The organism is Moraxella equi (genome assembly GCF_002027555.1).
Taxonomy (GTDB): domain Bacteria; phylum Pseudomonadota; class Gammaproteobacteria; order Pseudomonadales; family Moraxellaceae; genus Moraxella; species Moraxella equi.
In genome coordinates this window covers 1-14,035 of record NZ_MXAP01000019.1, presented here as the reverse complement: position 1 = coordinate 14,035, position 14,035 = coordinate 1, and the positions used below count along the sequence as shown (strand labels likewise).

General features: G+C 41.5%; 13 protein-coding genes. 3 read left to right on the top strand and 10 right to left on the bottom strand.

What is annotated here, in order from left to right; genetic code table 11:
• Positions 1 to 713: 713 nt before the first annotated feature.
• The 8 genes from glmU to ribH all read right to left on the bottom strand — a co-directional run bounded on the left by glmU (position 714) and on the right by ribH (position 7,253).
• Positions 714 to 2,069: a bifunctional UDP-N-acetylglucosamine diphosphorylase/glucosamine-1-phosphate N-acetyltransferase GlmU gene (gene glmU / locus B5J93_RS01800; RefSeq protein ID WP_079324153.1), complete on the bottom strand. Its 1,356-nt coding sequence runs from the start codon at positions 2,067 to 2,069 to the stop codon at positions 714 to 716.
• 98 nt (positions 2,070 to 2,167) lie between these two features.
• Positions 2,168 to 2,875, bottom strand: a complete 708-nt coding sequence (locus B5J93_RS01795; RefSeq protein WP_143823471.1) for a hypothetical protein — start codon at positions 2,873 to 2,875, stop codon at positions 2,168 to 2,170.
• Complete coding sequence (locus B5J93_RS01790) at positions 2,812 to 3,663, bottom strand: hypothetical protein (RefSeq protein ID WP_079324151.1); 852 nt, start codon at positions 3,661 to 3,663, stop codon at positions 2,812 to 2,814. The genes B5J93_RS01795 and B5J93_RS01790 overlap by 64 nt, the downstream gene beginning before the upstream one ends.
• Before the next feature lie 17 nt (positions 3,664 to 3,680).
• Positions 3,681 to 4,262 (bottom strand): phosphatidylglycerophosphatase A family protein, encoded by a 582-nt coding sequence (locus B5J93_RS01785; protein ID WP_079324150.1) that lies wholly within the window; start codon positions 4,260 to 4,262, stop codon positions 3,681 to 3,683.
• A gap of 13 nt (positions 4,263 to 4,275) precedes the next feature.
• Positions 4,276 to 4,977, bottom strand: a complete 702-nt coding sequence (locus B5J93_RS01780; RefSeq protein WP_079324149.1) for a hypothetical protein — start codon at positions 4,975 to 4,977, stop codon at positions 4,276 to 4,278.
• A 30-nt stretch (positions 4,978 to 5,007) separates the two neighbouring features.
• A complete protein-coding gene (gene thiL, locus B5J93_RS01775) occupies positions 5,008 to 5,985 on the bottom strand; it encodes a thiamine-phosphate kinase (protein ID WP_079324148.1) in 978 nt (325 codons plus the stop codon).
• Between the two features lie 35 nt (positions 5,986 to 6,020).
• The gene (nusB, locus tag B5J93_RS01770) at positions 6,021 to 6,593 is read right to left on the bottom strand and encodes a transcription antitermination factor NusB (RefSeq protein WP_079324147.1); all 573 of its coding nucleotides are present in this window, start codon (positions 6,591 to 6,593) and stop codon (positions 6,021 to 6,023) included.
• Between the two features lie 165 nt (positions 6,594 to 6,758).
• A complete protein-coding gene (gene ribH, locus B5J93_RS01765) occupies positions 6,759 to 7,253 on the bottom strand; it encodes a 6,7-dimethyl-8-ribityllumazine synthase (protein WP_079324186.1) in 495 nt (164 codons plus the stop codon).
• A 112-nt stretch (positions 7,254 to 7,365) separates the two neighbouring features.
• Here ribH and B5J93_RS01760 point away from each other — a divergent pair, with 112 nt between their 5' ends.
• Positions 7,366 to 7,998 (top strand): DedA family protein, encoded by a 633-nt coding sequence (locus B5J93_RS01760; RefSeq protein WP_079324146.1) that lies wholly within the window; start codon positions 7,366 to 7,368, stop codon positions 7,996 to 7,998.
• Between the two features lie 43 nt (positions 7,999 to 8,041).
• Here the strand turns inward: B5J93_RS01760 and B5J93_RS01755 are convergent, their stop codons facing one another.
• Entirely contained in the window at positions 8,042 to 10,666 is a 2,625-nt protein-coding gene (locus B5J93_RS01755; protein ID WP_079324185.1) for a bifunctional aconitate hydratase 2/2-methylisocitrate dehydratase, read from the bottom strand.
• Positions 10,667 to 10,924: 258 nt separating this feature from the next.
• Positions 10,925 to 11,641, bottom strand: a complete 717-nt coding sequence (locus tag B5J93_RS01745) for an alpha-ketoglutarate-dependent dioxygenase AlkB family protein (protein ID WP_079324144.1) — start codon at positions 11,639 to 11,641, stop codon at positions 10,925 to 10,927.
• Between the two features lie 372 nt (positions 11,642 to 12,013).
• Between B5J93_RS01745 and lipA the strand changes: the two genes are divergently transcribed.
• Together lipA and B5J93_RS13260 are read left to right on the top strand one after the other, a co-directional pair.
• Entirely contained in the window at positions 12,014 to 13,078 is a 1,065-nt protein-coding gene (gene lipA / locus B5J93_RS01740; protein ID WP_079324143.1) for a lipoyl synthase, read from the top strand.
• Positions 13,079 to 13,202: 124 nt separating this feature from the next.
• Positions 13,203 to 13,562: a hypothetical protein gene (locus tag B5J93_RS13260; protein ID WP_143823470.1), complete on the top strand. Its 360-nt coding sequence runs from the start codon at positions 13,203 to 13,205 to the stop codon at positions 13,560 to 13,562.
• Positions 13,563 to 14,035: the final 473 nt, after the last annotated feature.

The window sequence follows — 14,035 nt, the reverse complement described above, 5'->3', positions numbered from 1 at the left end:
ATATTTTCCTTAATCATGATGAAATACTAGACATTTATCACAGACAAGCAGTGCGTTATTTTTATGGGAATAAGTGATTTTATGATAAAAATAAATAGGCTTTGGTTCAAAAAGTATGCTAACAAGAAAACCGTTTGTGGTGAGTTTGTCGAACCATGACGGTTTTCCTATCCGTAGGCAGGCTCAGGGCGAACGGAAAACCTAGTTTGGCATACTTTTTAGACTACTACCAATAAATAATTATTTTAAAAATAATTATTTCATGTTATAAAATAGCACAAAAACCAAATTAAAATTCAACTTATTATATGATAAACATCGGTTTTGTACTTTATCACAGGATAATGAATTTGTCTTGATATTTTTTAATATTTTTTAGAAATGATAAAAAACATCACATTCACTAGGGTGTACCTACCTTTTGTATTTGCAATGAAAAATGCCCGTTTAAAAAAGCAGGGGAATCGCCCGTTTTTCAAGGAAAAATTGAAGTTTGATAGTTATTCTATCAAACAAGCTTTTATTATGAAAAACAATCCGACCACTTAACTGGGTAAATTTTTAAGAATTTTAACCTAATTTTTAAATTAGTGGTCGGATAGCCATTTTTCATGCAAAAACATCATTTTATTTTTAAAATATTTTTAAATTTTAAATTGTGTTATAAAGGGTAGGCACGCCCTAAATAAATGAATGCGATATTTGATTAAAACTTAGCCTTTTTTAACAGGACGCTTCCAACCGTCAATGGTCGTCTGTCTATTACGAGCAACTGTCAATTTATCATCAGGCGTATCTTTGGTAATCACCGACCCCGCTCCAATCGTGGCGTTTGCCCCAATCTTGACAGGAGCGACAAGCGAGCTGTTACTGCCCACAAAAGCATTATCGCCAATGTAGGTCTTAAATTTATTCACGCCGTCATAATTACAGGTGATTACCCCTGCCCCGATATTGACATCACGCCCCACATCGGCATCGCCAATATAGCTTAAATGGCTTACCTTTGCCCCTTGGTTTAAGGTAGATTTTTTGATTTCTACAAAATTGCCAATTTTGACGTTGTCTTTAATATCTGCTTTTGGGCGAATATGAGCAAAAGGACCAATGGCAACATCTGCCCCAATCGTGCTGTCATCAAGCACACAATTTGGCTTGATGTGGGTATTATTACCAATGGCACAATTAGAGATAACATTGCCTGCATCAATTTGTACATTATCACCCAATACCACATCGCCAATAAATACGGTGTTAATATCAATAAACACATCACTACCACATTTTAATGAGCCACGAATATCCACACGATTAGGGTCGGCAAATTGTACGCCATTTAATTGTAATTCGTGAATCAAATGAGCTTGATAAGTGCGTTCTAAATTGGCAAGTTGAATACGGTCATTCACGCCATCTATTTCAAATTCAAAAGTCGGGCTAATCGTTTTTATCTCAATATTATCCGCCACCGCCATTTTGATAATATCGGTCAGATAATATTCGCCTTGGGCGTTGTTATTATCGAGCTTTGGCAAATATTTATGCAATAGAGCATTATCCACACAATAAATACCGCTATTGATTTCTTTAATTTGTCTTTGGGCATCGGTGGCGTCTTTTTGCTCCACAATGGCGATGACTTTATCATCTTGGCGGACAATTCGCCCAAGCCCAAAAGGATTGTCCACATTCATCGTCAGCATACTAATGCCATGCGTGTTTTGCTCAATGAGATTTTGCAAGGTATCCAATCTTGTCAATGGCACATCGCCATATAAAATCAGGCTTTTGCCGTCTTTTGGCAAATGGGGCAATGCCATTTGCACCGCATGACCCGTGCCGAGCTGTTCGACTTGCTCTGCCCATATCAAATCGCTGTCGATAATCTCATCTTTGACCATTTGACCGTTATAACCATAAATCAAAATGGTATTATCGGCATTTAATGCACGGCAAGTATCTAATACATGGCGAAGTAGCGGTTTGCCTGCTAAAGTTTGTAATACTTTTGGCTTAACCGACTTCATGCGAGTGCCTTTGCCACCTGCTAGAATGATGATATTTAACATGGTAATTCCTTACTAAAATTAGGTAAAATTATTATAACATGGAATTTGGAAAAATATATGGTTACGAAACTTGCATAATACTCTTTTGCTAAAATATTTTATTTGTCATGCCTTTTAAAAATCTTATTTAAGGCTAGAAATTTATCTGATTGTTGCAATTCTTTCCAATAGAATTGACTAAAAGAATGTCTATCAAAACCCTGATTAACCCTCTCAAATAACCATAAAGAGTTTTTATCAGCAACAATTAGTAATGTTGCTGATAGCCTTAATCCATATGACCAAACCGGTCTGAAGGCAGATTCAAAATCTTTATGATTTTTAATTATAAATTTTGCTTCAAATAAAATCTTGGCTTGCTCAAAACCCTTATCTTTATTTGAAAGCAAGGCATAATCAGGAAAGACCCTCTCGCCTCTACCCATTTTAACAACTAATTGACGCACCCAATCATTATCACTGTAACCCAAATCACGCAACAACGGCTCTATTAAAAATTTTTCAACATCTTTTTCATTATTTAAGTTTTCATTACCTTTATAAGAAGAAGAAAATAAAACAGGCAAATCATTTATATCATCTTGATTGCTTTCAATGATATTTATTAGATTTTGATAATCTACAGCATTCCAAGAAAATCCATTTACACCCTGAAAATTTTTTCTAACCAAGCTGTTTTTAGAAAAATAAGTATCCGTCTTTAATTGATTAAGTGGTATTGGCTTTATCTTTTTGCCATAGCCTATATAAATATGGCTATAATAATGAAAAATGGGTCTGCAATCCCATTGGAAGTCGCTCGCCAAATAGAATGTATGTAGCTTCTTGGGCTTAGGCAATACATAATGATAATATCTCCTTTTTTAGTCTCCAAATTTCCTTGCCAAAAGTGTGTACTACTGTCATTTATACCATCTAAAAAATTAAAATCTCCACCCGTCTTATTTGCCCCCACCAACCAGATATTTGTTGGATTTGGCAGACTAACCTCCTTGTTTTTCTGAGAAGAAAGATATTTAGGTGCAAAGTCATATAAGAAAGCACAAATTTCGTTTGAATCAAGATTGTTTTTTATTTGAAAATTATATATCGATTCACAAAAACCCCAATAATAAGCAAAACGTGATTGTTTATCAGATTTTTTGGGGATTTCAGGTAATTCTATCCCAAACTCATCACAAATTGATATTAAGTCCCTAAATTTATGAATAAAAAGATATGGCTTGAAAAAATCACTATTAATTAGATATAGACATAAAGATATAGGTACAATACATTGCAAAAACCATTCAAAATTTGGTTCTACATGCTCAATGATAGAGCCATCTCTTTTTTCAGATATATCAAAATCAATACCATTATCACAAAGGTCATGAAAAATATGTTTAGCTTGCTCTAGATTATCTATCTTGGCATTTGATAAACTTGAAAACAATAAAAATTCATCTATATAAGCATAGACTTCATCTATATCCAAATAATAATCTACCAGATATTCCCTTAAAAAATCTTGTGGCAATTCTTTAAAATTATCAATAAAATTCCCTCCCGACTTACTCTCTTTGTAATTACGCCAAATAAATTCATTAAACATAAAAGCCCCAAAATACGTTAAAGTATAAGCATTATTAAAGCAAACAACACCGCCGACATTATCCCTGCCAATATATCATCAATCAATATCCCAAATCCACCAGAGACGTTTTTATCCACCCATTTGATGGGAAAAGGCTTAATAATATCAAAAAAGCGAAATAAAATAAATGGAATAATCAAAAGTAAAATTAAACTTGGGTGCCAATATGCCAATCCGCTTTTATCATCTGGTATACCTATCAACGACCAAACGCTTGGCAATAACGCAATCCACATTCCTACCCATTCATCAAAGACGATATGCGGGTCATCGTGAGTATTCATCAAATCTGATGTCTTACCACAAATATAACTACCAATCAGACAGCCAATAATGGTAATCGCCAAAAATCGCCAAAATCCCAATAAAAGCATGGGCAAGGCGATAATAAGCCCACCCACCGTCCCCCAAGTACCAGCAGCTTTTTTGGGCAGACCAGAACCTAAGCCAATCCCTAGCCAATATACGCATTTTTCAAAGGCGGTGGCGGTAGGCGGACAAGGCGGACAAGGGTTTGATTTACGAATGTCGGGTTTGTGGTTGGTAGCTTGGTTCATTGTGCAATCTTATTTATTGAGTTTTGATATGATAAAGCATTTCATCCATGTGAAATCCCACACCACTAATATCATCAATTTGGCTTAATTTTTGAAGGGGTGCTTTGGGTAAGGTATGCCATGTTGTTTTAAACTTTGGCACATCACTATCTCTGCTTTTATTCATGTTTTCTTGATGACGGAATTTATGCGTTAAAAAATTAACACTGTGCGTATATTCAATATAAGGACCACGATTGGATGATGAATCATAGCCAATCAGATAAAAGTCTTTATTATTAATGGCACGGTAATCAAAAATATATTGCCAACTGCCATAGCGTCCATGACCGTAATAAAAGATAAGTTTATTCCCTTCGGCTTCAATCTCCAATTCTGGGGCAAAATATACGCCACCGTCTTCATTTTCGGACGCAAATAATGCTTTATTTTCCAAAACTTTTTGGTAGCCTTGATTGGTTTTAAATAAAATAACAATCCCTCGCCGATTTCTATCCACCATAGTTCCATAGTATGTTTCCACCCATGCTGATTTTTTAGTGTCTTTGATGAGTAACACGCAGTCGTTTTTGCCATCTTTATTAAAATCAGCTTGGCAATGCCTTTGATTTAATTTAAATCCTTTGGGAATAAACTTTTGAAAAGTTTGATGATTGGCAAATGCTTGATTGCATAATCCACAAGATAGTAAAACCGCTAAAATAAATTTATTCATGATTAACGCCTTTTGATAGGCAAGCATTCATCAAAAATGCTCCCACCCTTTTACCAATAACCCCACTTCTTTTTTATTGTGTAAAAACACCAACCCTTTATCCGCCACAATTTGCCCAATGGAATAAATCGGCATATCAGGATTTTGCTGTTTAAATAAATCAAGTTTAGCAGAAGGTGTGGTAAAGCACAACTGATAATCATCGCCCCCATTGATTTGATGTTGCCATTTTTGGGCGTGGGGCAAGGCATCAAGCAGAGCATGGCTTGGTATGGCATCAAGGTCAATCACTGCCCCCACGCCACTTGCCGTCAAAATATGCCCCAAATCCTGCCCCAAGCCGTCCGAGATGTCAATCATGCTACTTGCAAAGCCGATGAGTCGCCCTCCAAGTGCCACCTGTGGGGCAGGGTATTGCATGGCTTGGCGTAAGTCGTGGGGCAGACTGTCTGGCGGTCGGTTGGCATGCCCGTCTCCGTTCAAATCGTCCAAAATCCCATGTAGGGCAAGGCTTGCAAGCCCCACCGTGCCACTCACACACACCACATCGCCCACGCATGCCCCTTGCCGTGTGATCGCCTGATTGGACGGAACAAAGCCCAAAGCCGTAACCGAAATCGTCAAAATAGGCGAGCCTGTGGTATCACCCCCAATCAGCTCCACACCAAAGGGCTTGCAAGCGTCCGCCAAACCGTGTGCAAATGCCTTGCAAAAATCATCGTTTGCCATCGCCTTTGGTAAGGACAATCCCACCAAAATGGCGTACGGTGTTGCCCCCATGCTGGCAAGGTCGGACAGATTAACCGCCACCGACTTGTAGGCAATGGCGTGTGGGTCGGTCTCAAACACAAAATGCCGTCCTGCCACGAGCGTATCCACACAGCTGACAAGCTGGCTATTTGGTGGAATGTGGCTTATCGCACAATCATCACCAATACCCAAAATGGTGCTTGGGTGGCGTGTGGTGGCATATTTAAAATGGGTGTAGATTAGGGAAAATTCGGACATGGTTATTTATTTGATGATTTTAAAAAAGGGCAGAATTATCCGCCCTTTTTATTATTCACTTTCTTTTTTGGCTTTTTTCTCAGCTTTATTGGCCCATATTCCAATTCTCGCACGTCTTTGGCATATCTATCCAAAATGGCATTGATAAATTTATGAGCATCGGTTGCCCCAAAATGAGTGTTTAATTGCATGGCTTCATCAAGCACCACTTTATAAGGGATATGCAAGCTGTGTTTTAGCTCGTACGCCCCAATCAACAAAATCGCCTTTTCAATGGTGTCTAACTTTTCAAAACTGCGGTCAAGATAACGAGAAATCTCCACAATCAGCTCGCCTGTTTTGTCAGGAATTTGACGCATGAGCTCGTGATAATAGCCCAAATGCACGGTGTGCATGGCGTTATCAGCTCGTGTGCGAGCGACAATGGTATATGGCTCATTACCGCCTAATAAATCACGGCTTTCATTGGCAAAACGATAATCCGTCATCAGCCATTCATAAAGACCTTGCACGGCAAAACGGCGAGCCTTGCGAATGGCGGTATAGCTGGTTTTATAGCCAGTTTCATTGATGTCAAATTGGTCATTTTGGGGGTTGGGTGTGGTCATATTTAGCCTTAAAATAATACTGCATTAAAATCATCTTTTAATGGGAAAATGGGAAATGAACATTGTTTATTTTTAATAAACCATCTTAGAGCAAATTGCAATTCGCCCCTACATTTTTAATTTAAAATAAGTTTAATAAAAAAACAATGCCAAATTTATTAGAGATTACAAAGCTTTTAACACGCTCACCATTTCAATGGCGGTCATGCCTGCTTCATAGCCTTTGTTACCTGCTTTGGTGCCAGCTCGTTCGATGGTTTGCTCAATGTTTTCGGTGGTCAAAATGCCATTAATTACAGGAATGTCGTGATGTAGAGCCACGTGCGACAGGCCTTTGGCAGACTCGCTTGCCACGATATCAAAATGCGGTGTCGCTCCACGGATAATCGCCCCAAGCACGACAATGGCGTCATAGTTGCCCGTTACCGCCATGCGTTTGGCGGTCAGGGGTAGCTCAAACGCCCCCGGCACACGCACTACCGTGATGTTCTCGCCAAGCACGCCATGACGTAGCAGAACATCCAACGCCCCTTCTACCAAACTTTCAACCAAAAAGCCATTAAACCGCCCCACGGCAATCCCAATACGCAGATTGGCATTGTCATGTAAGGCACCGTCAATGTGGGTTACGGCATTTTTTTGTTCGGTAAATGTGGTCATAAGGCTCTCATCATAAATAAAGGGTTGGTTGTCCATTATATCAAATTTACCTTTGCCAACAAAGTATTTTTTCTGTTATGATAAGACCTTTTTTAAAGATTGGGGGGTATTCATGGACAGCATGAGTGCGTGGATTTTGGCAATCATGGATAAGCTTGGACTGGCAGGGGTTACGCTGATGATGTTTTTAGAAAACGTCTTTCCGCCCATACCGAGCGAGCTTATCATGCCTATGGCGGGATTTTGGTCAGCCATGGGTAACATGAACATCATTGCCGTCATCATCGCAGGGACAGCAGGGTCGGTGCTTGGAGCATTGCCACTGTACTATCTGGGGACGGTGTTTGATGAGAAACGCCTGTACGCTCTGACCGAAAAATACGGCAAATACCTACTCATCAAGCCGTCCGACATCACCAATGCGACCCTTTGGTTTAACAAACACGGAAAGGCGGTGGTATTTTTTGGGCGAATGATACCTGCCATTCGCTCGCTCATCTCCATCCCTGCGGGTATGAACCGCATGCCGATATTGCCATTTTTGGTGCTGACGACATTAGGCTCTGCCATTTGGACGACCCTGTTGGCGTATGCCGGCTATGTACTTGGGGCGAACTATGAACAAGTGGCGGAGTTCATCGCCCCCATTAGTAAAGGCGTGGCGGTCGTGGTGGGGCTTGTCTTGGTGGTCGTGGCATTTTTGCGGATTAGAAGTGTTTTTTTGATAAAAATTGACAAAAAATAAAACACCGCCAATCGCTTGACGGTGTCTTTTTAATCAAATCAGATTAGGCAAGTTGTGCCACGCTGATTTTGTCTGATTTTTCGGTGTACTCACTCATTTGGTCAAAGTTTAGGTAGTTGTACACTTCGGCCTCCATAGATTCAAGTTTACCTGCGTATGCCATGTACTCTTCAACGGTTGGTAGTTTACCAAGTACAGATGCTACTGATGCAAGCTCGGCAGAAGCTAGGTACACGTTCGCTCCTTGACCTAAGCGGTTCGGGAAGTTACGAGTAGAGGTGGATACTGCCGTTGAGTTTGGTGCGATACGAGCTTGGTTGCCCATGCACAGCGAGCAACCTGGCATCTCGGTACGTGCACCTGCTTGGGCATAGGTATTGTAATAACCTTCGTCCATAAGCTGACGTTCGTCCATTTTGGTCGGTGGTGCAATCCATAGACGAGTGGTCAAGCTACCTGCTGGCACTTCGGCAAGCAATTTACCTGCGGCACGGAAATGCCCGATGTTGGTCATGCATGAACCGATAAACACTTCGTCAATCTTGTCGCCAGCCACTTCTGATAGCAACTTAGCATCATCAGGGTCGTTTGGACAGCATAGGATTGGCTCTTTGATGTCAGCAAGGTCAATCTCATATACTTTGGTGTATTCGGCATCGGCATCGGCTTTTAGCAGACTTGGGTTGTCTAGCCATTTTTGCATATTTTCAGCACGGCGAGCAAGCGTACGAGCATCACCATAGCCCTCGGCAATCATCCATTTTAGCATGACGATGTTAGAACGCAGGTATTCGGCAACTTTTTCTTCTGAAACGGTAATCGCACAACCTGCTGCCGAGCGTTCGGCAGACGCATCAGAGAGTTCAAACGCTTGCTCAACGGTCAAGTCATTTTCCATTTCGGTCAAGTCAATCTCCAAGATACGACCAGAGAAGATATTTTTCTTACCCTTTTTCTCAACAGTCAAGTCGCCTGCTTGAATGGCATAGTAAGGAATGGCGTGTACCAAATCACGCAAAGTGATACCAGGTTGCATTTTGCCTTTGAACTTCACAAGCACCGACTCAGGCATATCCAGTGGCATCACACCAGTTGCAGCAGCGAACGCCACAAGACCCGAACCTGCTGGGAATGAGATACCAATCGGGAAACGGGTGTGCGAGTCGCCACCAGTACCTACGGTATCAGGCAGTAGCATACGGTTTAGCCATGAGTGAATCACACCATCCCCTGGGCGTAGAGATACACCACCACGGTTCATGATAAAGTCAGGCAAGGTGTGGTGTGTAACAACGTCAATCGGCTTAGGGTATGCAGCAGTATGACAGAACGACTGCATCACAAGATCAGATGAGAAGCCTAAGCACGCCAAGTCTTTTAGTTCATCACGAGTCATCGGACCTGTGGTGTCCTGACTGCCCACGGTGGTCATCTTAGGTTCGCAGTAGGTACCAGGGCGAATGCCTTGACCTTCTGGCAGACCACACGCACGACCGACCATTTTTTGAGCTAGCGTGAAGCCCTTGCCTGTGTCGGCAGGTTGCTCTGGGGTGCGGAACAAGGTAGATGGTTCAAGACCCAATGCTTCACGAGCCTTACCTGTCAAGTTACGACCGATGATAAGGTTGATACGACCGCCAGCACGCACTTCGTCTAGTAGCGCAGGGGTTTTTAGTTTGGATTCGGCAATTTGATTGCCGTCTTTGAATGCAGTAACAGTTGCGGTGGCGTGGTCGATTTTTAGGGTAACTTCATCACCCATATTCATGTCGGCAACGTCAATCTCAACAGGCAACGCCCCAGCGTCTTCCATGGTGTTAAAGAAAATCGGTGCGATTTTACCGCCTAGGCACACACCGCCATCACGCTTGTTTGGAATGTGTGGAATGTCATCACCAAAGAACCATAGCACAGAGTTGGTCGCTGATTTACGGCTAGAACCTGTACCCACAACGTCGCCCACATAGGCAACAGGATTGCCCTTAGCAATCAATTCTTTGATTTGGCTTAGAGGGCCAACTTCCCCATTTTTTTCTGGGCGAATGCCATCACGCTCATTTTTTAGCATGGCGTTGGCGTGTAGTGGAATGTCAGGACGGCTCCACGCATCTTGGGCAGGCGATAGGTCGTCTGTGTTAGTCTCGCCTGTTACCTTAAATACAGTAATGGTCATCTCGGTGGGGACTTCTGGGCGATTTGTAAACCACTCCGCTTCCGCCCAAGACTGCAGTACCGCTTTGGCGTTGGCATTACCTGCTTTGGCTTTTTCTTCTACGTCATGGAACGCATCAAAGACCAACAATGTCTTTTTCAAGGCTTCGGCAGCCAATCCACCAAGCTCGGCATTATCAAGCAGTTCAACGAGTGGAGCCACGTTATAACCACCAAGCATCGTGCCTAGTAGATATACCGCACGCTCTTTGCTAACTAGTGGGGAGGTTGCTTCGCCTTTGACAACGGCATTTAAAAAGGCAGCTTTGACATAGGCAGCTTGGTCAACCCCTGCTGGCACACGGTTTTCAAGTAAGTCCACCAAGTAGTCTTCTTCGCCTGCTGGTGGGTTTTTTAAAAGTTCTACCAAATCGGCAGTTTGGGCATCGGTCAATGGCTGTGGGGGTACGCCTAAGGCTTCACGCTCGGCGACGTGGGCTCTGTATTCGGTTAGCATTTGCGACATAGCAATTCTCCATGATAGTAGGTCATAAGTGCTTGACAATGATTTTCATTATTACAATAATTATCAAGTGCCTAGACGTTGATTTTAAAGGCAATCTTGCCCAAATTTACTCTTTGTATGATAACCGAAAAATGACATATTTTCAAAAAAATATTTGCCATAGCCAACATTTTTTAAAAAAATACCACCCATTTGTCAAGGTCTGGCATTGGGTGTGATTTTGGCTTAGGCGACACGTGGAGCATTGGGCTATTGGCGTATTTTGATGTTTCTAAACGTCAGATTCACCCGACTGCCCTGCACTCGCTTTTGCTTGGGTATGCTGTGTTGCCAATGGTGCTGAATCTGCCCTGCCATGACAAGCAGACTGCCATGATATAAAGGCAATTCTAATTTTACCGCATGATTGTCTTTAAGCCTTAATAAAAATCGTCTGGTCTGCCCAAAACTTACCGACGCTATCAAAGGATTTGCCCCAAGCTCTGATTCATCATCGGCATGCCAGCTAATATAATCATCGCTCGTGCGATAATGATTTAATAGCGCGCTATTAAATCGCCTTTTACAAACATTAAATAACGCCTGATTGATGGTAAGTAGCTCATCCGTCCAAGTATTTGACATAAGGCTAATACCCGAATACGCATAAGGACAATCCTTATCGCCATACCATGCCGACAGGCGGGGAACTGGGTGCGTTTTACCATACATATAAATGGTGTCTTGTTGCCAGTTGATATTGCCATCCGCCAATAAATAAGCCAAATAATCATCACAGAATTTTTTATCAAAGTAACATGGCGAATAATACAATCTACCAAATGGCACCACAATAACCACACCTTTGCTGTCATCGTGCAGATAAGCGGTAAAGTCGGTATTCATAAATTGACCGTTTTTTATTAATTGGTCTATGGGTAATTGATTTGGCGATTGATTGTTAAAAATATCATTAAATAAATCCATGAACTTACCTTTTTTATTTTACTTTTAAATAATTAAATTAGGATGTGTTAACCTTTATAATATGATTTACGATTTGACTTACAATTTGCAAGTATTTTAAAATACCATAATTTGACAAATGCTTATTTTATTTTTAAAAACAGCTTTAACCCACCCAAACTTTTACACCCATTTTAACAAATCAATCCGTCATTGCCAATCCACGCCCATGCCACGCTCAAACCATCTTTAAAAATGGCAAAACCCTATCAACGACAAGGGTTTATGGCGACAATCGCACCCACACGCCTTGATTTTTGTCATCGCTTTTTACCTTGAAATAAGGTAAAATATCCCAATTTATTCTCATATTTTTATAAAAATAGGCAAGCCATGACCGTCCAAACTTATACCCCAAGCCCCAAGCCCGCCCCCAAAAAAGCCGTCCAAGGCGAAAAACTGCGTGGCTATGACAAAGTCGCTCGCATTCCCATTAAGGTCATCCCCACCGTTGAAGCCCCCAAAAAGCCCGACTGGATTCGTGTCAAATTATCCAGCCCTGCCGAAGTGGAGCGTATCAAAGGCACACTGCGTAAGCAAAAACTCTACACCGTTTGCGAAGAAGCCGCTTGCCCCAACCTACCCCAATGCTTTGGAGACGGCACGGCGACCTTTATGATTATGGGCGACATTTGTACACGCCGTTGTCCGTTTTGTGAAGTGGCACACGGTCGCCCCAATCCCCTTGATGTGGACGAGCCACGCCACACCGCTGAGACCATTTTGGGGCTTGGGCTAAAATATGCCGTCATCACAAGTGTGGACAGAGACGACCTAAAAGACGGCGGTGCGGGGCATTTTGTGGAAGTTATCCAAGAATCCAAAGCCCTAAGCCCCAACTGCTTGATTGAAATTCTCGTGCCTGATTTCCGTGGACGTGAAAAAATCGCCATTGATCTACTTGCCGAAACCGCCCCCGATGTCTTTAACCACAACATTGAAACCGTGCCACGCCTATACAAGGCATTTCGCCCCGGCTCGGACTATCAGCACTCCCTAAACCTGCTAAAAGAATACAAGGCACGCCGTCCTGATGTTGCCACCAAATGTGGATTTATGGTGGGGCTTGGCGAGACCGAAGAAGAGGTTTATGCCCTACTTGACGACCTAAAAGCTCATGACGTGGACATCATCACGATCGGGCAATACCTAGCCCCAAGCAAAAACCACGCCCCTGTAGACAGATACGTCCACCCCGATGAGTTCGCTCGCTATACCGAATACGGCAAAAAGTTGGGCTTTTTTAACATCTGGGCAAATCCCATGGTGCGTTCAAGCTACTTTGCCGACCGCCAATACTATGGCGAAGACTGCCCACCGCCTGTGCGTTCGGCGAAGGCTTTGGCAGAAGAGAAATTGGCAAAGGCGGAGAAGGGTGAGAAGGTTGGGTGTTTTTAAATTACCAATCTAAATTTATTAAAAAAAATGGGCGTAAATTTTTAAATAGCATTTACGCCCATTAAATATAGAATGACAAAATTCATAATTCACACATAAATCCATTTGGATTGAAGTGATATTTATGACTATCAAAAAAATTATTACTCTCTTTACAATTTGCGTATTGTTTACACAATCCGCCCACGCCTTATCTGCACAAGTATGTTATGAACCTAGGCACACCTATCATATTCGCGTTCAAGATGCCCCAACAATAACAGTAATGGTAGCAGAAGAAATGGAGAGACTTACCATGAGGTATAGCAGTGTATTTTATGATCAAAGAACAAGTACTTTGATCATAAAAACCCTACCAACCTACTACCCTGATATCTTGGCATTTATCCAAAAACATGAGCCTAATGCCAAAGACTCTTTATCTATCAACAATGAGCAAAAGAAAACCGATTCTGATGGTCAAGAATATGAAAGCTCAAAATAAATAGCTGTTATATTTAGTCCAAATATTTGGATTTGAGGGGTTGTTTGTAACCATTTTACCCCATACTTATTTTGGTAATATTAGCATGAATAATGTGATCAACCTAGAACAATCCAAGCAAATTTTGGTAGCAAAAATTTGATTTAGACGGAAAATTTATTGTAGTGGCTTAGGAAAGTTAAAATATTGTAATATTTAGCACACTATCGGATTGTCAGGTGCGTATTACGCATCATTTTTGTTCTATATTTCAAACAATGGTATTTTCTAAAAAATTTATTGGTGCTTTTATCGTCAGTGCGTTATTGGTACAATCTGCTTACGCCTTATCCATTGTACCGTATAACCCATCTTGTCGATTTGGTATGATGTATATTCCTATTAGCGATAAAACTTCCATTGAACTGATGCAAATACTACAAAATGAATTTGATAAAGACACCAACGAATGTGGCAGTAGTAGCAACTGTATC